The following is a 22,833-nucleotide window of genomic DNA, read 5'->3' as shown; positions in this document are numbered from 1 at the left end:
CCCTCTCAGTTCGGCATCCCGCATGAGCCTGAGTGCGAGCGACCTCCTGACCCTGACCCGCGAGGGGCTGTATTGTCCGCTGGGCGGGTTCCACGTGGACCCGACCTGGCCGGTGCCGCGTGCCCTCATCACCCACGGCCATGCCGACCATGCCCGGTCCGGCCACGGCAAGGTGCTGGCCACGGGCCAGACCCTGCGGATCATGGCCGTGCGCTACGGCGAGGATTTCTGCGAGGCGCGCCAGGAGGCGGTGCTCGGCAAGGACATCCGCATCGGCGACGTGACGGTGCGTTTCGCGCCTGCCGGCCATGTCCTCGGCTCGGCCCAGATCTCCATCCAAGCGCAGGGCGTGCGGGTGGTGGTCTCGGGCGATTACAAGCGCGCCTACGATCCGACCTGCCTGCCCTTCGAGGTCGTGCCCTGCGATGTCTTCATCACCGAGGCGACCTTCGGCCTGCCGGTCTTCCGGATGCCGGACACGGCGGGCGAGGTGCGTAAGCTCCTCGATTCCGTCGCGCTGTTCCCCGAGCGCGCCCATATCGTCGGCGCCTACGCGCTCGGCAAGGCGCAGCGGGTCATGGCCCTGCTGCGGGAGGCCGGCTACGACGAACCGATCTATCTCCACGGCGCCATGGAGAAGTTGACCGAACTCTACAAGCGCGAGGGCATCCCGCTCGGGGAGACGCCGAAGGTCGTCGCGACGGAGCGCGGAAAACTCCACGGCGCCATCGTGCTCTGCCCGCCTTCGGCGATCCAGGACGTGTGGTCGCGCAAATTCCCCGATCCCGTCACCTCCTTCGCTTCCGGCTGGATGCGGGTGCGCGCCCGCGCCCGGCAGAAGGGCGCCGAACTCCCCCTCGTCATCTCCGACCATTCCGACTGGCCGGACCTCTGCCGCACCATCCGAGAGACCGGGGCCGGCGAGGTCTGGGTCACCCACGGGCAGGAGGACGCCCTGGTGCATTGGTGCGGGACGCAAGGGATCAAGGCCAAGCCGCTCCACATGCTGGGCTATGGCGATGACGGCGAGGGCGAAACCGCCGCGCCGGCCGAGGAGGCCGCCGCGTGAACGACTTCGCCCATCTCCTCGACCGCCTCGCCTACGAGCCGCGCCGCAACGCCAAGCTGCGCCTGCTGCAGGATTATTTCGCCCATGCGCCGGACCCGGAGCGGGGCTGGGCGCTGGCCGCCATGACCGGCAACCTCAGCTTCCGCGAGGCCAAGCCGGCGATGATCCGCGGGTTGGTGGAAGCGCGGGTCGACCCGGTGCTGTTCGCGCTCTCGCACAATTATGTGGGCGATCTCGCCGAGACCACCGCGCTGATCTGGCCGTCTCAAAACCCTCCCCCCTCTGCGGGGGAGGGTGGCCCTCGCGTGAGCGAGGGTCGGGAGAGGGGAGCGCCATCTCCGGAAAGGTCGTCCCCTCTCCCGCCTGCTCCGCAGGCACCCTCCCCCGCAGAGGGGGGAGGGGATGCAACAGCGGCCGGTCCGGGCCACAACAACCCGCCGCCGCACATCCCGACCCTCTCGGAAGTGGTCGAGACCCTCGCCACCGTGAAGAAGGCCGACCTGCCGGCCCATATCGCCGGCTGGCTCGATGCCCTCGACGAGACCGGGCGCTGGGCGCTGTTGAAGCTCATCACCGGGGCGCTTCGCGTCGGCGTCTCCGCCCGCCTCGCCAAGACGGCGGCGGGGGCGCTCGGTGGCCACGAGGCCGATGCGGTGGAGGAGGTCTGGCACGGGCTGGAGCCGCCGTATCTCGGCCTGTTCGCCTGGGTCGAGGGGAGGGGGGAGCGCCCCACCACCCTCAACCCCGCGCCGTTCCGCCCGCCGATGCTCTCCCACCCGATCGACGAGGAGACGGATTTCGACAAGCTCGATCCGGCCGCCTTCTCGGGCGAGTGGAAATGGGACGGCATCCGCGTCCAACTCGCGGGGGGGCGCGACGAGGCCGGGGAGCAGGTGGCGCGGGTCTATTCGCGCACCGGCGAGGACATCACGCATGCCTTCCCCGATCTCGCCGAGGCGATCACCTTCACGGGCACGATCGACGGGGAGTTGCTGATCCTGCGCGAGAGCCGCGTGCAGAGCTTCAACGTGCTGCAGCAGCGCCTCAACCGGAAGGCCGTCACGCCCAAGCTGCTGGAGGAATTCCCCGCCCATGTGCGGGCCTATGACCTCCTCACGGCGGAGGGCGAGGATCTTCGCCCGCTGCCCTTCGCGACCCGCCGCGCGCGGCTCGAGAGTTTCGTCGCCGCCCTGGATCACGCCCGCATCGATCTCTCGCCGCTGGTGACGTTCGAGACCTGGGACGACCTCGCCGAGGCCCGCGCCGATCCCGCGAGCGTGGGGGCGGGCGAGGATGCCGACGCCATCGAGGGGGTGATGCTGAAGCTGCGCGACAGCCCCTATCTGCCCGGCCGCCCCAAGGGTCCGTGGTGGAAGTGGAAGCGCGAGCCGCATCTCGTCGACGCCGTGATGATGTATGCCCAGCGCGGCCACGGGAAGCGCTCGTCCTTCTACTCGGACTACACGTTCGGGGTCTGGCGCGAGCGGCCGGAGGGTGGGCGAGAACTGGTGCCTGTGGGCAAGGCCTATCACGGCTTCACCGATGCGGAGCTCGCCAAGCTCGACCGCTTCGTCCGCAACCACACGACCAAACGTTTCGGTCCTGTGCGCGAAGTCGCCTACGGGCCGGAGGAGGGCCTCGTCCTGGAGATCGCCTTCGAGGGGGTGCAGCGCTCCACCCGGCACAAATCCGGCGTCGCCATGCGCTTCCCCCGCGTCCACCGCATCCGCTGGGACAAGCCCGCCGCCGAGGCGGACGGGATCGGAATTCTGGAGACCATCCTGGCGCGCGGCGAGCGGGAAATCGCGCCGGGCGCATCGATCGACGAGGAGGCATCATGACGGCTGCAGGCAGGATCGGCGGGATCGAAGGTTTTCAGGAAGGCGAGATCCGGCGCCAGGCCAGCGCCCGCTTCACCGTCTCGACGCGGGGCCAGGGCTTCACCGATGTCACGGCGGCGGTGGCCGATTTCCTCGGGCGCAGCGGCATCTCGCAGGGCCTGCTCACGCTCTTCTGCCGGCACACCTCGGCCTCCCTGACGATCCAGGAGAATGCCGATCCCGACGTGCAGAGCGACCTGATGGCGGCCCTGGACGGGCTCGCCCCACGCCTCCCCGGTGGCGGGTACATCCATTCGGCGGAAGGCCCCGACGACATGCCGGCGCATATCCGCACCCTGCTCACGGATTCGGGCCTGACGATCCCCGTCATCGACGGACGTCTCGTCCTCGGCACGTGGCAGGGCATCTATCTCATCGAACACCGCGACCGGCCGCACCGGCGCGACATCGTCCTGCACGTCGCCGGCGCATAGGCGACCGGCGGCGCGCCGTCATCGGGCGCGCCGCCGGTCCGGGTCACGTGGCCCGGCCGTTCCGACGGCAGCCGACCGTCGGGGTGCCGTGTTTCGAAACCCAGACCGCCGCCTGGGTCCGGTTGCTGACATTGATCTTTCTCAAGACGTTCTTGACGTGGATCTTCACCGTCGCCTCGGAGATCCGCAATTCCCGGGCGATCGACTTGTTGGAATGCCCGGTCGACAAGCAGGCGAGGACTTCGATCTCGCGATGCGAGAGATCCGATGCCGCTGCGGGCGCCGTCTCTACGCCCTTGGCGAACCGCATGAGAGCCGGCCTCGGGAAGCCGTTGCTGCCCCCGGTCAGATGCGAGGCGGTACCGATGGAGATCACGATGTTGCCGCCCATCACGACGTTCAACGATCGGATCAAGGCGATCGGCTGCGCGCTCCGGTTCAGGCAGGCCTGGATGCCCCGCTGCAGCAGGTACCGTGGCACCGCCGGATCGGTCTCGGCCGTCAGGGCGACGATCCGGGCCGTGGGAAAGTGGGATTGCACCAGGGGAACCAGCGCTCCCTCAATCTCATCCTGACCGAACTCGCTCAGGATGATCAGTTCCGGCATGTATCCGATCTGTAGATCTGCAATATCGTCTATCGAATCGAGGACTGAATATCCGTTCTGGTTCAATATTCCAACGAGACCGTCCCGTTCGAGCCCTCTCGGGCCAATGACGATGGCGGGTATGGTCGTGGTCGCAGAGGTCAGACTATCCGGTCCGACGATCATGCTGGGAAGGAAATCGGATTGGGGAGGCTCGGAAGAAGCAGTGATACTGAGTGGCATCGGGCTAACTCCAATGAAGACTTGGAAATGGATGGCATGGCCATCGCTCTGCCGGCATGAATGAAATGCCGCCGTATGAACGTCGCACTGTCGTCCTGCTGCGAAGGCGAGACGCAGTCTCATAGCAGTCGATCAAAAATTGGGTCGTCGTGCTGAGCAGGTGATCGTGATGAAACAAATGTTATTATTTCAGATTGCAAATATCAGCGGATCGTCGTTGCCCCCTCCCTCAGTGTCGAATTCTATGACGATTGAATAACATGGAGACATCGCGTGCAACAAGGAAAAATGAACACTTCAAATCTGCCGCGTCGAGTGCGTATGACTGCCTGTAGGTCAATGATTCCGCGCTCGTTGAAGCCTCGATTTCAGCAAGCCTCGGGTGGTAAAACGCTCTTGCACGTAGGCGTGGAAGCCGAAGCCGACGTCTTGGAGCGGCCCCCGTCATGCCGGCCTCCGAAGCCTGGAACAGTCGAGACCTGCGAAGGGCCGTACCGTGGTACGACTACTTAGATCCGGTCCGAACCAGGGATTATTCAAGGTTAGAGCAGGTTACCGGCCCTCATGGACCGGCCCTCATGGACCGGCCGTCATGGACCGGCCCTCATGGACCGGCCCTCATGGACCGGCCGTCATGGACCGGCCCTCATGGACCGGCCCTCATGGACCGGCCCTCATGGGCCGGCGCGATCCTCGCCGTGCCGAAAGCTGCGCCCGAGGGGGGAGCGGAAGATCATGCTGGCGCCGATGCCGAAGCCGAAGACGCACCAGAACCAGATGCCCAGCATCGGCCCTTCGAGCGCCACGTCGAAACACGCGTCCACGAACATGCCGAGGCCGTAGCAGCCGATCCAGATGAACAGCTTGGCCCAATGCTCCTCCCCGCGCCGGCGGGCCCAGAGCAGGCTGTGGAACAGCATCGTGAACCAGGTCGCCAGCACGCCGAGCCACAGCACGAGGCCAGGGACGCCCGAGCGCGCCAGATAGGTCATGTTGACGTTGTGGGGGCTGCGCAGCACCGCGTCGGCCGTCACCCATTGCTTGTAGCCGTCCTCGAGGGCGATGTTCACCCCGAAGCCCTTGCCCGTCCAGAAATACGGCCCGCGCAGCGTGTAATCCTGAATCGTCGCCCACCAGCGCAGGCGGAACTCCTTCGTCGCCTCGAAATTCGAGGCTTCGCTGACGCCGACCACGCTCTTCAGGCCCTCGACGATCTGCTTGGGTCCGGTCGCCCGCTCGTTGCCGGGAAGCTGGACGCTGAGATCGAACAGTGTCGCGATGATCGCGGCGACGAAAAACACCAGGACGATGGGCATGAACTGCCGCAGCCTCCGCCCGGCGATGGCCGCGACCACCACCGGCACGAGGCAGGTCAGCATGGCGCCGCGGCTCGAGGTGACGACGATCATGCTCGCCATCAGCACGGCGATCCAGAGGCGCGAGAAGCGGCCGAGCCCCAGCAGGACGAAGACGGCGATGGCCGCGAGGTGGCTGGCGGCCTCGCCGGCCCGGACGCTGGGGATCTGGATCTCGGTGCCGGGGATTTTCAGGAACGCCGAACTCAGGCCGTACACGATGCCGCCGGCCAGGGCATAGAACCGCGCGAACCGGCCATAGGCGTCCATGGCCCGCCCGAACCGGCCGGGTTCCTCCAGCAGCAGGGCGACGACGATCAGGGCGAACAGGCCGTAGAGGGCCAGCACGCTGTCCCGGGGGGCGTCCATCCCGTAGGGGCCCAGATACGGCACGGTCCGGTAGAGGACCCAGCCCATCAGGACGATGAGCATCCGGCTCGCCGGCGTCGCCAGGATGGCGAGCCAGCATCCGGACCGCAGCAGCGCGATGAGTCCCCCGGCCAGGGCCATCTCGCCGACGAAGAGCGGCGGGATGCCCAGATAGGCGAAGGTCTTGCCCAGGATGGCGTAGCCCAGGAGCACGATGACGAGGGCGCGGGAGTAGCGCTCGTTGAAGTCGTCGGCGGACCGGCCGAGGGGGAGGGCGGTGTCGAGGCGGGACTGGATCACGCGGGCGACTTCTTTAGAGGGAGTGGGACTTATGTCGGCACTCTCAAGGTCGTTCGATTGGATGGTTCGGCCGATTCACTTGGCAAAATCCATCATCCCACCGGATCACCTCATCCTGAGGTGCCCTTTGCTTCGGCAAAGGGCCTCGAAGGAGCGCTCCAGTCTGCTCAGTGGGTTCTGGAGCCCTCCTTCGAGGCCGCTACGCGGCACCTCAGGATGAGGTCGAGCCTCGGAAAACGGTTCAAAGAGGCTCCCGGAGCTACGCCCGACCACGTTGGGTCGGGCGTAGCTCCAGACCTTTGTTTTGCCGCGCTCTTTTTCCCCGAACCGGCATCCACTTCGGCGGAGAGCGCTCTAGACCGCGATCGGCATCGTCCGGTGCGAGTCCATCGCCTCGGCATAGATCTGCAGCAGCTGGCCGGTGGTGACGGTTTCGCTCCAGCAGGTTTCGTATTTCAGCCGTGCCGCCCGGCTCATGCGCTCGGACGCGGCACGATCTGACAGGATCCGCGTCATGGCGCGGGCGAGATCGGCGGCGTCGCCCGGGGCGGCGTGCAGGCCGGTCACCTCGTCCGAGACGATCTCGGCCAGCGAGCCGATCCGCGACGCGATCACCGGCAGGCCCATCGCGAAGGCTTCGACCACCACCATCGGTAATCCCTCGTACCAGAGCGAGGGGACGATCAGGGCCCTTGCCCCCCTCATCGCGGCGCGAACCTGCGCGGGGGTGACCTGTCCCCGGTCGTCGAGATCGGGCGAGGCGGCGACCTGCGCGGCCAGCGGCCCCGTTCCGATGACCGTGACCCTGCAGCCGGCGATCCTGGCCGCGGCATCGAGGGTCTCGACGCCCTTCTCGGTGGTGAGGCGTCCCACGAACAGTAATCCCTCCCGCGCATCTGCCGAGACCGGGCCGGGATCGGCGAGCCCGTTCGCCTTCACGGCGATGCGGTGTCCGGGCAGGCCCGCCGCGATGAACCGGCTGCGCTCGAACTCGGTCAGCGCGACGAAACGGTCGACATGGTTCGCCCAGGTGCCGGTCTGCCTGTGATGCTGGATCGACCGCGCCACCGCGAGCGATCCGAGCCGGGAATCCCGGTAGCACCGGTGCAGCACCGCGTTGTAGGCGGAGCCGCCGACGCAGACCTCGCAGGGCGAGCCGTTCCGCGTCAGCATCGCGTTGGCGCACATGATCCGGTAATTGTGCAGCGTCTGGATCGTGGGCGTTCCCGTCTTGCGGACGGCCACATGCACCATCGGCGAGATCAGCGGGAAGTAATTGTGGACATGGACCACGTCCGGCCGGAAGAGATCGATCTCCTTCAGGACGAGGCCGATGTTCTTCGGAGAATTCACCGACTGGAACGCCGCGCGCAGGCGGTCGACCGGCGTGACGATGGATTTGTTGCTCAAGGTGAAGAGGCGGACGTCGCAGCCGGCCCGTTCGAGGGCGCCGATCTCCTGGGCGACGACGGAATCCTCGCCCCCGTGGAACTGGTACTCGTTGTGGACGATCAATACGCGTTTCGACATCTCGATCGCCTCACAATCGTTGCTGTGACCGCTGGTCAGTCTTCGTCCGGCCGCAGGCGCGGCGTTACTCGGCCGCCACGGAATGCAGGACCGGCTGAGCCTGCGCGATCTCTTCCTCGATCCAGCGGTAGGTCGGCACGAGCCCCTCGCGGATCATGATCTTGGGCTCCCAATCGAGAACCTTGCGGATCAGGCTGTTGTCGCTGTTGCGCCCACGCACGCCCTGCGGCTTCGTCAGGTCGTGGCGCTTGGTGATCGTCTTGCCCGCGATCTCCGCCGCGATATCGACGAGGTCGTTGATGCTGATCATCTCGTCGGTGCCGAGATTGATCGGCGCGCAGTAATCGGAATGCATCAGCCGGTACAGGCCCTCGACGCAATCGTCGATATACATGAAGGAGCGGGTCTGCAGACCATCACCCCAGACCTCGATCTCACCGCCATCGGGGCAGAGCACCACCTTGCGGGAGATCGCGGCGGGCGCCTTCTCCCGGCCGCCGTCATAGGTGCCGAGCGGACCATAGACGTTGTGGAACCGTACGGACCGGGTCGGGATTTTCCAATCCTCGGTCATGTATTGGCACATCTTCTCCATGTAGATCTTCTCGAGCCCGTAGCCTTCCTCGGGCTGGGCCGGCCAGGCGACGTCCTCGGAGAGCGGGGTGACGTCGGGCGAGAGCTGGAGATGCTGGGGATAGACGCAGGCCGAGGAGGAGAAGAGGAACTTCTCCAGGCCGCTATAGCGCGCCGCCTCGATCATATGCGCGCTGATCAGGGTGTTGTTGAGCGTGATCTCGGCATGCGAGCCGCTGATGAAGCCGATGCCGCCCATGTCGGCCGCGAGGTGGTAGACCTCGTCCATGTCCTTGACGGCGATGGCGCAATTGTCCCGCATGCGAAGATCGACCTGCATGAAGTCGTGCGCGGCCGAGGCTTCGTATTGCGGGAGCTTGATGTCGGCCCCGCGGACCCAATAGCCCTTGTTGACGAGGCTTTTCACGAGATGGTGTCCGATGAAACCACCGGCCCCGGTCACAAGTATCTTTTTCATGACAGACAGCCCTTATTCAATGCGTGTCGTCAGAAGAACTGCATGATCGCCGAATGTATTGGTAGGAACCTTGAGGGTTAGATCGAACGCGCTCGCGGTGTCGCGTATAGTACCCTTGCGCCGGATGTGGCGACTTGGCGGTCAGAGGTGCCGGGCAAATGTGAGCCCACGGCCTCCGCCTTCCTCTGGATGCCCTGCTTGATGGGACTTCTTAGCGGATGCTCATGCCGAAGTCGGTCATCTGCCAGAGCAGATCATCCGAGCCGACCGCCTCAGGATCGGGGCTTCGATTTCTGGTCAGTGGGGGTTTCGACAAGACCATGAGCAGACCACGCCGTCATTCCGGGCTCGCCTTTGGCGCCCCGGAATGACGGGCTGGCTGTCAAAACCGATGTGAACTTTCCCGCAGATCGGATGACACTAATCCGAGTTCGGATCTCTGACCTCAGGATGAGGTCGTGCCTTGGAACAACAACGCGAAGAGGTCCTGAATTCCGTCCCGCGCGGACCCTGTCGGGCCACCGAATCGGGATGACGAAATGTCGGATCGCGTGTTCGCCATCAATCATTATCGCCGATCCTGTAGCTTTCGGACTAGTTTCCGACCACTCGGAAGAGATGTTCTCCAGGACAGGATGATATTTTAAGGTTGTCGCTTGCGGCGGTTGCTGTTCCAAACCCGTGACCGCCTTTGCTCATCTGAATGATCCATGGAGGCTGGAATGCGGGTGGCGGTCATCGGCGTCGGATATGTCGGTCTCGTATCCGGGGCGTGCTTTGCCGAATTCGGGCATCATGTGCATTGTGTCGACAAGGATCCGCAGCGGATCGCCGCCCTGCGCGCGGGTCGCATGCCGATCTACGAGCCGCATCTCGACGCGCTCGTCGCCAACAACGTCGCCGCCGGGCGCCTGAGCTTCGGCACCGATCTCGCCGAGGCGGTGGGCGACGCGGAAGTCGTGTTCATCGCCGTCGGCACGCCCGCCCGGCGCGGCGACGGCCATGCCGACCTCGCCCATGTCTTCGCCTGTGCCCGCGACATCGCGCAAGCGATCCGGGGTTATACCGTGGTGGTGACGAAATCGACCGTCCCGGTGGGCACGGGGGACCGGGTCGAGCACATCATGCGCCTCGTCCAGCCACAGGGCGCCTTCGCCGTCGTCTCGAACCCCGAATTCCTGCGCGAAGGCGCGGCCATCGCGGATTTCCAGCATCCCGACCGGATCGTCATCGGCACCCAGGACGAGCGGGCGCGGGCGATCATGACCAACCTCTACCGGCCCCTGGCGGAGGCGGCGGTGCCGCTGTTCTTCACCACCCGGCGCACCGCCGAGCTGGTGAAATACGCGGCCAACGCCTTCCTCGCCATGAAGATCGGCTTCGTCAACGAAATGGCCGATCTGTGCGAGCGGGCGGATGCCGATGTGGAAGGGGTCTCCTACGGCATCGGCCTCGACCGGCGGATCGGCGCGCAGTTCCTCCAGCCGGGCCCCGGCTTCGGCGGCTCGTGCTTTCCCAAGGACATCCAGGCGCTGATCAAGTCGGCGCAGGATTACGGCGTCCCCTCCCGGATCATCGAGACGGTGGCGGCCGCCAACGAGCAGCGCAAGCGATTGATGGCGCGGCGGCTGATCAAGGCCTGCGGCGGCTCCGTCAGGGGGCTGACCATCGCGGTGCTCGGCCTCACCTTCAAGGCGAATACCGACGACACCCGCGAGGCGCCGGCCACCTCGATCATCACCGCCCTCCAGGACGAAGGCGCCGAGGTGCGGGCCTATGACCCCCAGGGGATGGACCAGGCAAGGGCGCTCATGCCCGACATCGCCTACGCCACCGACCCCTATTCCTGCGTGGCCGGCGCCCATGCCGTGGCGATCGTGACGGAATGGAGCGTGTTCCGCACCCTCGACCTCGCCCGGCTCCGCTCGCGCATGGCAGGATCGGTCCTCGTCGATTACCGCAACATCATCCCGGTGGCGGAGGCGACGGAGGCCGGTTTCCGCCATGTGGGAATCGGCCGGCGCAGCGTCACGGCCGAACGCCCGGCGCCACGGATCGACCTGACGCAGCCGCAGGGAGCGGTGCTGCCGGAACTCGCCATCGCCGCTGGGTAATCCCCCGAAGGCACCGACCGAGCGAAAGCCGCCCTGCGACTGCGGGGCGGCTTTCATGTGTCGGTTCTACTTGGGGGGTACTTGGGGAAGTCTGTATCGTTGCAAGACGACGGATCTTACCGCCCTCTCACCTTATCCTGGGGCGCGCTTTGCGCAAGCAAAGGGCCTCGAAGGAGCCCTCCAGCTCGCTGAGCGAGGACTGGAGGGTTCCTTCGAGGCCGCTTCGCGGCGCCTCAGGATGAGGTAAGAGGTTGGAAGAGCGGGAGAACGGGTTTTGGTGGGAACCTATTCACCGTCCGGTCGCGGTCCTTAGGGCGGGCTTCGGCCAGAACGCGGAGGCCTGGGCCAGCACGGTCTCGATCACCTCGTCCTGCTCGTCGATGCGCAGATCCGGGAATAGCGGCAGCGAGAGCGTGCCCTCGCCCCATTCCTGCGCCACGGGCAGGGACGAGGCTTCCGGCACGTCGCGGTAGAGGGTCAGCGTGGGCACGCTGCGGTAATTCACCGTCGTGCCGATGCGGGCCTCGCCCAGCGCCCGGAGCATGTCGTCGCGGCGCCCGTCGGGCACGTGGATCGGGAACAGGTGCCGCGCCGAGACCACGCCCGGCTCCATGGCCGGCCAGGTGAACGGGGTGCCGGCGAGCGCGCTCTCGTAGCGTCGGCTCAAGGCCTCGCGCCGGGCGCACTGAACCTCCACCTGATCGATCTGGGGCGCGAGCAAGACGGCCAGCAGGTCCGGCAGGTTGGCCTTGGTGCCGAGGCGGTCGATGTCCCAATGGTTGTAGGTCCCGCCCTGGAAACGCTGGGCCGCGCCGGCGGACATCCCGTGCAGCACCGTCTGCACCAGGGTTCGGGCGAGGAGGGGATCGCGGGTGACGACGGCGCCGCCCTCGCCGCAGGTCACGTTCTTCGTGGCGTAGAAGGAGAAGATCGCCGCGTCGCCGTCCTGCCCCGGCCGGCGCCCGTTGCGGCTGCCCTCGAAGCAATGGGCCGCGTCCTCGATGATCCGGATCGAGGAGGGGATCGCCGCCCGCAGAGCCGGGATGTCCACCATCTGGCCGTAGAGATGGACGGGGATGATCGCCCGCGTCCGCTCCGTCACGGCCGCCGCCGCGAGACCCAGGTCGATGAGGAGCGTGTTCGGGTCGCTGTCGACGAAGACCGGCGTCGCGCCGACGAGGCGCACCACGTTGGCCGTCGCCGCGAAGGTCATGGCCGGTACGATGACCTCGTCGCCGGGGCCGATCCCCATGGCGAGGAGGGTCGCCACCGCCCCTTGCGTCCAGCTCGAGGTGAGCTTGGCATGCGGCACGGCGAAGAAGTTCCGCAGCAGCTCCTCCACGCGCGCGCCCTCGGGGCCGGTCGTCAGGAACGCACTGCCGAGGACCGAGGCCACCCGAACGGCGTAATCGGGCGAGAGCGCATGCCTATAGAACGGGACTGCCATCGGTTGCCTCCATGTCTTCGCTGAGAGCCGGCGATGCCGGTGTGGTTCGGTAGAGGGCGTGCAGGCGGGCCGCGACCACGGTCCAGTCGGCCGAGCATCCCATCCGGTGGGCGCCGCGCGACATCGCCCGCCATTCCGCGGAATCGAGGGAAGCGGCCCGGGCGAGCGACCGGGCCACGGCCTCGGCCGTCAGATCCTCGATGAGGAGGCCGGCGCCGTGCCGCGTCATCGCCTCGGTCATCCCCGCCTCGGCGGTGATGAGGAGCGGCACGCCGAGAATCTGGGCTTCGAGGGCCGCCGTCGGCCAGCGGTCGAGGCGTGAGGGAAAGGCGAAGAAGTCCCAAGACCGGACGATGTCGTCCCGCTCGGCCCCGTAGCGCGGCCCTTCGAAGGTCACGGCGGATTCGATGCCGAGGCGGCGGGTCGTCGCCATCAGCTCGTCTCGCTCGTCGCCGGGGCCCATGACGACGAGGCGGCCGGTGCCGCCCTGCCGCCGGTAGAGGGCGAACCCTTCGATCAGCAGGTCGAGCCCCTTGTGGAACACCGCCAGCCGGCCGCAGAAGCCGAAGACGGGCAAGCCGCCGGCAGGGCCAGATGACCCGCCGGCAGGGCCAGATGACCCGCCGGCAGGGCCGGACCTGTCGACGAATCCCGGACGCCCGCCGAGCGCGCTCGAATAGACCCCGTGGGGCACGAGGACCGACCGGGCCTTGGGCGCCAGGCGGCGGAGTTCGGCCTGTTCCAGGGCGGTGATGACGTGGACGAAGCGCGCGCCTTCCAGAACCCGCCGCTCCAGCAGCCGGACGTAGAGGGCGGTCGACGGCTTCACCAGCCGGCCGGCCCGGTCGTAGAAATGCGAGAAGCAGGCATGGAGGCTGATGACGTAGGGGATGCCGCGCCGGCGCAGCATCCGCGTCAGGGAGACCAGAAGCGGTTGGCGCGCGCCGTGGAAGTGAAAGATCGTCCGCGTGTCGGCCCCGTCGAGGAAGGCCTCGCGGGAGCGGCGCGACAGGCTGACCGTGCGGCCGAGGATCCTGAGCCCGTCCAGCGGGACATGATCCATCCGGATGCCCGCCGGCACCGTCATCCCGTTGGGATCGCGCGACAGGAACAGGATGCGGGATGCTTCACCCGACAGGGTCTGTTCGGTGACGAGGGAGCGCGTATTCTGGTGAATACCGTTGGCCAAGGAGGGATATCCCTCCTTGTTCTCGATGATGACGTGTCGGACGGACAAGGGGGAGCCACCATCCGGCCGTCGGACCGTGGACGAGGGAGGCACGTCATAGGCTCGCATGGATGTCCTCTCGGGCCGGCCGGTCGGAGATGCGGGTCCGGGCGGACGCGGACCCGTTTCGTCTCAGGCGCGCGCCGCCTCGGCGCCGGCCTCGAAGGCCGGGCGGGGAAACACGCCCGGGGTCGCGGCGATGGCCTCTTCGGCCGGGATCGGCAGGCTCAGCCGCTGGAGCGGGTCGGCGAGCAGCATCTTGTACCACTTGACCGTGTTGCAGACGGCGGTGTTGCGCAGGATCTTGGCGTCGATCGCGTTCTGGATCTCGATGACGGCGTCCTCGATCCGGTGTCTCGCCCCGAAGCCGAAACTTTCCCGCGCCTTGGCGAAGCTCACATGGTAATCGCGCCGGTCGAGCCCGCAGGGCATGAACTCGATCTCGCTCGCCTTGGTGACGGTGTTCTTCACCGCAAGCGCGATGTCGACGATCTGGCGGTTGTCCCAGCCGATGTTGAAGGCCGCACCGGCGACGACGCCGGACGGGGCGCGCAGGGCGCTGAGGAAGGCGGCGGCCACATCCCGCACATGGACCACCGGACGCCATTGCGATCCGTCGCCCCCCACCGTGATGCGGCCGCGATCCAGGGCGTCGAAGGTCATCTGGTTGACGACGAGGTCGAACCGCATGCGCGGCGACAGGCCGAACACGGTGGCGTTCCTGAGCGCGGTGGCGGCGAAATGGCCGGTATTCAGGGCGAGCACCGCCTCTTCGGCCCTGGCGCAGGTCTGCGCGTAGATGGTGAGGGGCCGCAGAACCGCGTCCTCGGTGAGGAACATGTCCTGGCCGGCGCCGTAGACCGCGCAGGAACTGGCGAAGAGGTAGCGGCGGACGCCGGCGCGCTTGGCGGCCATGGCGGCCCGTATCCGGCCCTTCTCGTTGATCGACCGTGTCAGCTCCGGGTCGAGATCGCCGGACGGATCGTTCGATAAAGCGGCCAGATCGATGGCATAATCGCAATCGTCATAGGCATGATGGTCGATGAGCCTGATATCCTGCTTGACGATCTCAAGCTTGGGGTGGCCATCATATTTCGAGAGAGCAAGGTCTCCGAAATAAAAGGCATCTATGGCTCTGACCTTGTACCCGTTCCGAAGTAATTCTCCGACCATGACGGAGCCAATGTAACCGCCGGCTCCCGTGACAGCAACTTTCGCGTTCATGATTGTCATCCATCGCAGTCTTGAGAACAATGCTTCAGTCTTGATGTTCAATTTAATGTGATGAATTTCGTAAGGCAAAAGAACAATGGGACTAGCAGCGATGGTTCGGGGTGCAGTTCAGTAATACGAAATCAAGATGCCGCGGCGCGAATGGATTAGCCGGGGGTGTTTCCTATGTGGCGCGTCTCGTCGGCGACGATCGACTGAACAAGGAGCGCTCGCGCTCGGTATCGACGCGCGTCAGCGCACGGGCCGTCCTTCGACGATTTCGGCGAGCGCATGGCCGTTCACGGGGAGCCGACCTCGCGGGAGGCGGGGTTTCCCAGGCGTGAGAGCGTGGCGGTGGTGTCGAGCGGGAGGAGCGTCAGGCCGGACGCCGAAGGCGTCGAAAGGCATCGGGCCAAGAAGGCATCGGGCCAAGTATGATTGGCCAGGGGACCGCGTAAGACGGCGCGGGTCCGAAGAGAGATGTAGGACGATAAATGAAGGACAAGAGATCTGAGACGAGAGATGGGATTAGTCTCAATCGAATCCGCGCCTCTGCTCGGCGCGGGTCATGTCTTGCGAGATCCACCCCGTCGAACGGGATGGATCCGCCCGGATAGCGGCGCCTCTATACGGCCGCCATCCCTTCAAGCGTATCGTTGAGCGATGCCGCGCCGGGATGATGCTTGGCGAAGCTCGCTCGGTCGCCCGAGTTACAATATTTGATACCCCAGAGGGCCGCTTGTGTCCTGTTCCGTACGTTAATCTTTCGGAGGATCGCCTTCACATTACCCTTCACCCGTCCTTCGGCGATGGACAGGCGCTCGGCGATGGCGCGGTTTGAATCGCCCTTGATCAAGCAGGCGATGATACTGAGTTCCCGATCTGACAGATGAAGCGTCTGATCCTGAGAGGGGAACGGCTCGTCGGTCTCCGGTTCCCCACTTTCCTCCTCACCGGGGAGGGGGTCGGCCTCGGCCCCAATGCACAGATGGGGCACCACGCAGTGGTCGAGCAGGATCAGTTCCAGGGCCTGCACCAAAGTATCAGAACAGGCACTGTACAGAAGAATAGCCGCCGCACCGCATTCCAGCATGGGGGCTACATGCTCGGCCTCGCAGGTCGCGCAAATGCAGATGATGAAACTGTTGGGAAAACGAAGACGAGCGTTCAAGATTTCCTCGGTCGGGGCGTTCGCCGTCGAGGGAATACTCATGATGACAATAAGGTTCGAGTCGGAAGATTCGGGTAAATCCTGGGCCTGATCGAGATTTCCGACCATGGAAATCACGTCGAACCCGCTCTTCAGCAATATGTATCGTAACCCTTCTCTGTAGAGCGCAGTTCCACCGCTGATCACGGTTGCGGGTCGCGCCGTAGATGCAAAATTGGGTCGTGGAAAGGTAGTTCCGGAAACGTGAATCATCGTCAGCCCTCCACCAATTCGTACTGATAAAGTCGACCGCTCCACTTACAAGTAATGTACAAATCGATACATTAAAGTGAGAGTCTGGTATGGATCGGAACAATCTGACCGTCAATGAAAAAACGATTAAATAATCCTTTTTTGGTCATCCCATTTGATCGATAGCCGCGCCCGACTGTGATCTGCCATCCGAAAGCTCTATACGGATGTTAATTGCGGATGGTTCTACGGGCGAACATTGGGGAGTGTGCCCGCGGATTCCTGGCATATCTCGAAGTCATCGATTGTATAGATTCCCTCGTGTTCGTTCAGACTCGCTCCTCGTCCCAGATCGACCGTTCGGAGTAGGTCTCTTTCGATCTCCGTTGTCTGGCAGCGCGAGGTACAATCACCGGCATTCAGTTGCGGTGATGTAGGATTCGCTATGCTGGGCAGGTGGTTAGACAAGCAAAACAGCTTTGCCGGCTCTCAAGGCGCGCTGGGTGCTGGTGGGCGGTGCTTGGCCGATGCGGCGCAGGCTGGTTCGGCATCCTCGTCGGCCGGCGTAGAATCAGGGTCCGGCGGGGCAGGAAGCTGGGCCGAGTCGTTCAGGCTCGACCATGCCGAGCTCATTGGCCCGCACCGGCCGGGCCCCCGTATTCCCGGCAGTCTCACCTGGCTGCTGGCGACGACATCGATCCTTTCCGCGCTGGTCTTCGGTCTCGTCGTCGAGACGACCCGGTCGGTCGGTGCGCGCGAGGCGCGCCAGAGCGAGGACGGACATCGCGTCGCGTTGCAGCAGGCCGAAGACCGGATCGCGACGCTCGCCCTGGAACTCCGCTCCGAGAAGGACGCGGCCGAGATCTCGCGCTCCCTCCTGAGCCGGCAGCTCGATGAGGGAAGCCGGGCATTGGAGACCGTCGAAGCCGATCTGAAGCGGGCGCAATCCGAGCGGCAGGCACAGGCCGCCCGCGCGGACGACCGCGAACAGGCGCTCCGTCGCCTCGAGGAGCAGTTCGAGGCGAGCCGTCGGGAAGCCTCGACCCTCCGGTCCGAAGCCGCGGATCTCCTGGCGCGCACCGATGCCGCGATGCGCGCGCAGGCGGCGGCGGATGAGGCGCGCCGAGCGGCCGAAGCGGTCCTGGCGAATGCCGGGGGCGCCCGCGACGGCGATGCACCGGCGCGGACGGAACTGGCCTCGATCGATGACGACGCGAAAAGCGATGTCCGGTCCGCTGCGCTGCCGGTCGCCATGGACAGGTCGGTGGAGGCCGCGCCGCTGGCGGTCCTGCCCGTCGCCGATCCGCGCCCGGGATGGTTGACGCATGGCAGCGCCACCTTCGCTTCCCTCGACGCCGTCGCCCATTCCCGTGGCCTCGGGCCTCTGAAGGCCCAGCCACAACCAACGGCCTCCACCCTTCGCCGCACACCGCCGCGCCCGAACCGTGGGCGGCCTCAGGCGAGCGACGCGGCGTCGATGCCGGCCTCCTCCGCCGCTCAGCCCGTGGCGAAAGCGGGCCTCGACGGCGGAGAGGCCGGTCCGGGACCGGACGGCGCGCCACAGCGTGTGCCGGTCTCCGCCCTCTTGCGTCCGTCACCGGTCCGGCCCGTGCCGCAACAGAAACCCGCCCGTAGCGAGGGAGTATCCGCGGAGAAAAAGCTAAGTAATCCCAAGTAGCGCTTCTCCTGGGCGCATTCGCGCCGCATTCTCCTTGCCGAGCTTGGATTAAAGTCATTCTCTAATTCGCGCTGAGTGAAAAATCGTTATTCCTGCGATTCAACGTCAGATTTGTGTCAGTTATACTCCGCAATGATGCATTTATAGTTTAGTTGCGTCGATGTATTCGTGATTTTTTCGAATGACGGCGCGATGCATCGCCGTCTTCGTGCGGTGAATGCGAAGCCTTGGATGCGTCATCGCCAAACATCGATCTCTGTGACGCGCAGCGATGCCGGAGCCTGTCGAGATGGAATTCATCGAGAACCGTTCCCAGGACGAAACGGATATCCGTCAGGCCGACGACGATGGGCGGTCCACCGCCTACTTCATCGGCGACGGAACCTTGCTGATCCGATGCGCGGAGCTCTTCCTGGCCGCCGGGCATGCGATCTCCGCCGTGATCACGCGGGATCGGCGCGCCGCCGAATGGGCGCGCCGCGCCGGTATCGCGATCATCGACAAGGATGCGTTCCTGGCCGCCGGCCATCGCGATCCTCCGGTGGATTTCCTGTTCAGCGTCGGCAATCTCGACGTGATCCCATCGGCCGTGCTCGCCCGGGTCCGGCGCCGGGCGATCAACTTTCACGATGGCCCCCTGCCGAGACATGCCGGCCTCCATGCCACGACCTGGGCGATCCTCGCCGGGGAGACCTCGCATGGCGTCACCTGGCATCAGATCGACGAGACCATCGATACCGGCGCCATCCTGGCGCAGGAGCATTTCGATATCCTGCCCGGCGACACCGTCTTCAGCCTCAACGGCCGCTGCTACGAGGCCGGCGCCTCGAGCTTCGCCGCCCTCCTCGACGGGCTCGTCTCGGGCCGCGTGGAAGCGAGGCCCCAGCGGGGCGAGCGCCTCTATCATGGCCGGCTCAAGCGCCCGGCTCGCGCCGCGACCCTGGATTTCCGCCAGCCCGCCGCGAGGATCGCGGCCCTCGTCCGCGCCCTGGATTTCGGCCCGGTGCACAATCCGCTGGCGCGCCCGAAGATCTTCACCGGGCAGGATCTGGTCCTGGTCCGGGGCGCGGAGATCGGTCCCGCCTCCGATCACCTCCGGCCCGGCACGATCATGCGGGTGGGCCCCGACCTCGTCTCGGTCGCGACGGCTGATCGCGAGATCGTCCTTTCCGGCCTCACCACTCTGCTCGGCGAGCCGGCCGACATTCTGTTCAGCCCCGGCACGGTCCTGCCGGAGATCGAGGAGGCGCGCGCCGAGGCGCTCGCGTCCGCCCAACGCCTCGCCGCCGTCCACGAAGCGTTCTGGATCGAGCGCCTGGAGACGGTCGCCGCGCCGACCTTGCCTTATCCCCGTCGCGGGGGCGGTGGTTCCGATGCCGCCCCTCACCGGATCGCGATCCCGCTGGCCCGCACGGCGAGCCCGGACGATGCGGCGGCGGCCTTCATCGCCTGGATCGGCCTCGTCTGCGACACACCTCGCGTCACGCTGGCGTTGAGCGAGGCCGCCAAGGCCCAGGACGAAACGGGGACCGGGCTTGAGCCGTGGTTCCTGCCGGACCGTCCCCTGACCCTGGCCGTCGACCGGGACGGCTCGGTTGCGGAGCTCCGGGCGGTGTTCGCAGCCGAGCGCGCCGACCTCGCCGCCAGGGGTATTCTGGCCGCCGATCTACCGCAACGCGCCGCCTCTCCCGAAATGCGCGAAAGGGCCGTCGCATGGCGCAAGATAGGCCTGGTCCATGGCGGTGCGAAACCGGGTCTCCTGACGCGTTCCGGCTCCGAATTGTTGCTGGTTCTGAGCGAGGGCGAAAGCCGGGCGGAGCTCCTCGTCTGCGGCCGGACCTTCGAGGTCGAGGTGGCGCAAGCCATGGCGAGGCAGTTCGCGGCCTTCCTCCAAGCCTTCCTGGCCGATCCCGAGATTCGCCTCGGCGCGCTCCCCCTCGTGCCGGAGGAAGAGGCGGCCATCGTGGCGGCGCTCAACGCCACCACCCTGCCTTTCCCGCACAATCGCACGATCCAGGACGAGATCGCCGCCAGGGCGGCCGAGCTGCCCGAGCGGGACGCCGTCGTCGCGGGCAAAACCCGCCTCACCTATGGCGAGCTCGACCGCGCCGCCGGGGAACTCGCCGGTCGCCTCGTCGCGGCCGGAATCGGGCCGGGGACCATCGTCGGCATCTGCCACGAGCGGGTGCCCGATCTCGTCGTCGCCGTCCTCGCGACCTTGAAGGCCGGTGCGGCCTACCTGCCCCTCGATGCCGACTATCCGCGCGAGCGCCTCGCCTACATGCTCGAAGATTCGGGCGCCGAGGTCCTGCTGACGAGCCGCCCCATCCAGGATCGCCTCGCCTTCGCTCCGGCGCAGGTGCTCTACACCGCGGAGGCCAGCGGCGAGGCCGCGCCGCCCCCCGGTCGCGCCGGCGGGCAGGATCTCGCCTACGTCATCTACACCTCGGGTTCGACCGGCCGGCCCAAGGGTGTGGCGATCACCCATCGCAACCTGATGAATTTCTGCTCCGGCATGGATGCCCGCATCCCGCACGATCCCCCCGGAATCTGGCTCGCGGCGACGAGCCTGTCCTTCGACATCTCGGTACTCGAAATCCTCTGGACCCTGGCGCGCGGCTTCTCGGTGGTGCTGCACGGCCAGCGCTCCGAGCCCAGTTCCGGCCCCGGCTTCAGCCTGTTCTACTTCTCGAACGACGACGCGGCGGACCCGCAGGACAAGTACCGTCTGCTGCTCGAAGGCGCACGTTTCGCCGATCGCAACGGTTTCGAGGCGGTGTGGACGCCGGAGCGGCACTTCCACGCCTTCGGCGGCCTCTACCCCAACGCCGCCCTCAGCGCCGCCGCCCTCGCCGCCTGCACCGAGCGCGTCAAGATCCGCGCGGGCAGCTGCGTCCTGCCGCTGCACCATCCCCTGCGCGTCGCCGAAGACTGGGCGATGATCGACAACCTGTCGAAGGGCCGGGCCGGGATCGCCTTCGCGTCGGGATGGCAGCCGAACGACTTCGTCCTGGCGCCCGAGCGCTTCGCCGAGCGCAAGGACAAGATGGCGGGGCAGATCGATGACATCCGCCGCCTCTGGCGCGGCGAGCGCCTGCCGTTCCCCAACCCGCTGGGCAAGGTCGTGGAGATCGGCACGATGCCCCGGCCGATCCAGCCCGAACTGCCGATGTGGCTCACGGCGGCCGGCAATCCCGACACCTTCGTCCAGGCCGGGCGGCTGGGATGCGGCGTCCTCACCCATCTCCTCGGCCAGACCCTCGAGGAACTGGCGGACAAGATCCGGCAATACCGCATGGCCTGGCGGGAGGCCGGGCATGCCGGTGAGGGTCATGTGACCCTCATGCTCCATACCTTCGTGGGCGAGGACGAGGACGCGGTCCGCGAGACCGTCCGCGAGCCCATGAAGCGCTACCTCGGCAGCGCGATGGATCTGGTCAGGCAGGCCGCCTGGACCTTCCCGACCTTCGTCCAGCGCGCGGCCTCCGACGGTCGCACGCCGGCCGAGATCCTCGACGCCGAGGATTTGTCGCCCGCCGATCGCGACGCGCTGCTGGACCACGCCTTCGAGCGCTATCACAGCACCGGCGGCCTGTTCGGCACCCCGGAATCCTGCCTCGGCATGGTCGAGGCGGTGCGGCGCATCGGGACCGACGAGATCGCCTGCCTCGTCGATTTCGGGGTGCCGACCGATCTCGCCCTCGACCATCTCGAGCACCTGAAACGGCTGATGGTTCTGGCCGGAACCCTCACCGCGACGGTGCCCGCCTCGGTTCCCGAGGAGATCGTCCGGCACCGGGTCACCCACTTCCAATGCACCCCCTCCATGGCTCGGATGCTGGTGGCCGATGCGGCGGGCCGGCGCGCCCTCGCGCAACTCGGCACCATGATGGTGGGCGGCGAGGCCCTGAGCGCGGACCTCGCCGGAAGGCTGCGCGACCTCCTGCCCGGAAAATTCCTCGGCATGTACGGCCCGACGGAGACGACGATCTGGTCGGCCGTGGTCGAGATCGACGGCGTGGAACGCGGCGTGACCCTCGGCGAACCCATCGCCAACACGGTGCTGCACGTGCTCGACGCGCACCGGCGCCCGTGCCCGGCCTATGTGGCGGGCGAGCTCCATATCGGCGGGGAGGGCCTCGCCCGTGGCTATCTCGGCCGCGACGAGCTGACGGCCGAGCGGTTCATTCCCAATCTCTTCGGTCCGGGGCGGCTCTACAGGACGGGCGACCTCGTCCGCCGGGACGCCTCGGGAGCGCTGATCTTCCTCGGGCGGCTCGATCACCAGGTCAAGGTCCGGGGGCACCGGATCGAGCTCGGCGAGATCGAGACCGCATTGGCGCGCCAGTCCGGCATCGCCGCCGCCGTCGTGGTGGCGCGCGAGGATAGCGACGGCGACCAGCGCCTGGTGGGCTACGTCACCGCCAGGGACGGCGCGACCCTGCGGCCCGAGGCCCTGCGCGAGGCGGTCGCCTCGACCCTGCCCGCCTTCATGGTCCCGGCTGTGATCGTCGTTCTGCCCGCCCTCCCGATGACCCTGAACGGCAAGGTCGACCGAGGCGCGCTGCCCGCGCCGCATCAGGCACCGGAGGCCGCTGCTCCGCCCGAAGTGCCGATGAGTTCAGTGGAAGCGCTGATCGCCGGCATCTGGGGCGAAGCGCTCGGCCGGCCGGTCGTCGCCACAACCGAGAACTTCTTCGACCTCGGCGGTCACTCCCTCCTCGTGGTGCAGGTCCAGCGCCGTCTCGGCGAGGAACTCCGCCGGGAAATCGCGATCACCGACCTGTTCCGCTTCCCCACGATCCGCACCCTCTCGCTGCATCTCGGAGGATTCGCCACCGGCCCCTCGGCAACCGACCGGGGACACGATCGGGCCAAGGCGCGGCAGGCGCTGAGACGGCGCCAGGAGATGCCGGCGCCCGTCGCGTAGCCATC

Annotated in this window: 14 protein-coding genes; 6 read left to right on the top strand and 8 right to left on the bottom strand. The window is 66.6% G+C overall.

Annotated elements, in window-relative coordinates:
- Nucleotides 1-22: 22 nt before the first annotated feature.
- Genes ACYQML_RS03135 through ACYQML_RS03125 form a run of 3 tightly spaced genes read left to right on the top strand, consistent with a single transcriptional unit; the run spans nt 23 to nt 3,383 of the window.
- Nucleotides 23-1,069, top strand: a complete 1,047-nt coding sequence (locus ACYQML_RS03135; RefSeq protein WP_461234671.1) for a ligase-associated DNA damage response exonuclease — start codon at nt 23-25, stop codon at nt 1,067-1,069.
- Nucleotides 1,066-2,910 carry a cisplatin damage response ATP-dependent DNA ligase gene (locus tag ACYQML_RS03130; RefSeq protein ID WP_461234670.1) on the top strand — a complete coding sequence of 615 codons (1,845 nt, stop codon included), beginning with the start codon at nt 1,066-1,068 and terminating at the stop codon, nt 2,908-2,910. Before ACYQML_RS03135 ends, ACYQML_RS03130 begins: the two co-directional genes overlap by 4 nt.
- Nucleotides 2,907-3,383 carry a secondary thiamine-phosphate synthase enzyme YjbQ gene (locus ACYQML_RS03125; RefSeq protein WP_461234669.1) on the top strand — a complete coding sequence of 159 codons (477 nt, stop codon included), beginning with the start codon at nt 2,907-2,909 and terminating at the stop codon, nt 3,381-3,383. Before ACYQML_RS03130 ends, ACYQML_RS03125 begins: the two co-directional genes overlap by 4 nt.
- Nucleotides 3,384-3,426: 43 nt before the next feature.
- Here ACYQML_RS03125 and ACYQML_RS03120 read toward each other — a convergent pair whose 3' ends face one another.
- The 4 genes from ACYQML_RS03120 to ACYQML_RS03105 all read right to left on the bottom strand — a co-directional run bounded on the left by ACYQML_RS03120 (nt 3,427) and on the right by ACYQML_RS03105 (nt 8,817).
- Nucleotides 3,427-3,990, bottom strand: a complete 564-nt coding sequence (locus tag ACYQML_RS03120) for a response regulator transcription factor (RefSeq protein ID WP_461234668.1) — start codon at nt 3,988-3,990, stop codon at nt 3,427-3,429.
- 896 nt (nt 3,991-4,886) lie between these two features.
- Nucleotides 4,887-6,236: an O-antigen ligase family protein gene (locus tag ACYQML_RS03115; protein WP_056422452.1), complete on the bottom strand. Its 1,350-nt coding sequence runs from the start codon at nt 6,234-6,236 to the stop codon at nt 4,887-4,889.
- Nucleotides 6,237-6,590: 354 nt separating this feature from the next.
- Nucleotides 6,591-7,766 (bottom strand): glycosyltransferase, encoded by a 1,176-nt coding sequence (locus ACYQML_RS03110; protein ID WP_461234667.1) that lies wholly within the window; start codon nt 7,764-7,766, stop codon nt 6,591-6,593.
- Between the two features lie 64 nt (nt 7,767-7,830).
- Nucleotides 7,831-8,817, bottom strand: a complete 987-nt coding sequence (locus ACYQML_RS03105) for an NAD-dependent epimerase/dehydratase family protein (RefSeq protein WP_461228661.1) — start codon at nt 8,815-8,817, stop codon at nt 7,831-7,833.
- Nucleotides 8,818-9,539: 722 nt separating this feature from the next.
- On the opposite strand from ACYQML_RS03105, the gene ACYQML_RS03100 reads away from it, so the two are divergent.
- On the top strand, nt 9,540-10,931 hold the full coding sequence (locus tag ACYQML_RS03100) for a UDP-glucose dehydrogenase family protein (protein WP_461222064.1): 1,392 nt from the start codon (nt 9,540-9,542) through the stop codon (nt 10,929-10,931).
- Nucleotides 10,932-11,220: 289 nt separating this feature from the next.
- Here the strand turns inward: ACYQML_RS03100 and ACYQML_RS03095 are convergent, their stop codons facing one another.
- The 4 genes from ACYQML_RS03095 to ACYQML_RS03080 form a co-directional block, all read right to left on the bottom strand.
- Nucleotides 11,221-12,378 carry a DegT/DnrJ/EryC1/StrS family aminotransferase gene (locus ACYQML_RS03095; RefSeq protein WP_461234666.1) on the bottom strand — a complete coding sequence of 386 codons (1,158 nt, stop codon included), beginning with the start codon at nt 12,376-12,378 and terminating at the stop codon, nt 11,221-11,223.
- Complete coding sequence (locus tag ACYQML_RS03090) at nt 12,359-13,615, bottom strand: glycosyltransferase family 4 protein (RefSeq protein WP_461234665.1); 1,257 nt, start codon at nt 13,613-13,615, stop codon at nt 12,359-12,361. The genes ACYQML_RS03095 and ACYQML_RS03090 overlap by 20 nt, the downstream gene beginning before the upstream one ends.
- A 123-nt stretch (nt 13,616-13,738) precedes the next feature.
- The gene (locus ACYQML_RS03085; RefSeq protein ID WP_082470605.1) at nt 13,739-14,830 is read right to left on the bottom strand and encodes an NAD-dependent epimerase/dehydratase family protein; all 1,092 of its coding nucleotides are present in this window, start codon (nt 14,828-14,830) and stop codon (nt 13,739-13,741) included.
- Between the two features lie 613 nt (nt 14,831-15,443).
- Nucleotides 15,444-16,241: a LuxR C-terminal-related transcriptional regulator gene (locus ACYQML_RS03080; RefSeq protein WP_461222068.1), complete on the bottom strand. Its 798-nt coding sequence runs from the start codon at nt 16,239-16,241 to the stop codon at nt 15,444-15,446.
- A gap of 499 nt (nt 16,242-16,740) precedes the next feature.
- Here ACYQML_RS03080 and ACYQML_RS03075 point away from each other — a divergent pair, with 499 nt between their 5' ends.
- Together ACYQML_RS03075 and ACYQML_RS03070 are read left to right on the top strand one after the other, a co-directional pair.
- On the top strand, nt 16,741-17,898 hold the full coding sequence (locus ACYQML_RS03075) for a hypothetical protein (protein ID WP_461234664.1): 1,158 nt from the start codon (nt 16,741-16,743) through the stop codon (nt 17,896-17,898).
- 271 nt (nt 17,899-18,169) lie between these two features.
- Nucleotides 18,170-22,828, top strand: coding sequence for a MupA/Atu3671 family FMN-dependent luciferase-like monooxygenase (locus ACYQML_RS03070; protein ID WP_461234663.1), 4,659 nt, complete (start codon nt 18,170-18,172; stop codon nt 22,826-22,828).
- Nucleotides 22,829-22,833 lie beyond the last annotated feature (5 nt).

The organism is Methylobacterium sp. CM6244 (genome assembly GCF_054817885.1).
The sequence above is the reverse complement of the archived record's forward strand: the minus strand, read 5'-3'. Positions and strand labels throughout refer to the sequence as shown.

What these genes read in the sequence shown, in the direction of transcription:
- ACYQML_RS03135 (WP_461234671.1), top strand. Translation starts at nt 23, where the DNA reads ATGAGCCTGAGTGCGAGCGACCTCCTGACCCTGACCCGCGAGGGGCTG.
- ACYQML_RS03125 (WP_461234669.1), top strand. Translation starts at nt 2,907, where the DNA reads ATGACGGCTGCAGGCAGGATCGGCGGGATCGAAGGTTTTCAGGAAGGC.
- ACYQML_RS03120 (WP_461234668.1), bottom strand. Translation starts at nt 3,990, where the DNA reads ATGCCGGAACTGATCATCCTGAGCGAGTTCGGTCAGGATGAGATTGAG.
- ACYQML_RS03110 (WP_461234667.1), bottom strand. Translation starts at nt 7,766, where the DNA reads ATGTCGAAACGCGTATTGATCGTCCACAACGAGTACCAGTTCCACGGG.
- ACYQML_RS03105 (WP_461228661.1), bottom strand. Translation starts at nt 8,817, where the DNA reads ATGAAAAAGATACTTGTGACCGGGGCCGGTGGTTTCATCGGACACCAT.
- ACYQML_RS03100 (WP_461222064.1), top strand. Translation starts at nt 9,540, where the DNA reads ATGCGGGTGGCGGTCATCGGCGTCGGATATGTCGGTCTCGTATCCGGG.
- ACYQML_RS03095 (WP_461234666.1), bottom strand. Translation starts at nt 12,378, where the DNA reads ATGGCAGTCCCGTTCTATAGGCATGCGCTCTCGCCCGATTACGCCGTT.
- ACYQML_RS03085 (WP_082470605.1), bottom strand. Translation starts at nt 14,830, where the DNA reads ATGAACGCGAAAGTTGCTGTCACGGGAGCCGGCGGTTACATTGGCTCC.
- ACYQML_RS03080 (WP_461222068.1), bottom strand. Translation starts at nt 16,241, where the DNA reads ATGATTCACGTTTCCGGAACTACCTTTCCACGACCCAATTTTGCATCT.
- ACYQML_RS03070 (WP_461234663.1), top strand. Translation starts at nt 18,170, where the DNA reads ATGCCGGAGCCTGTCGAGATGGAATTCATCGAGAACCGTTCCCAGGAC.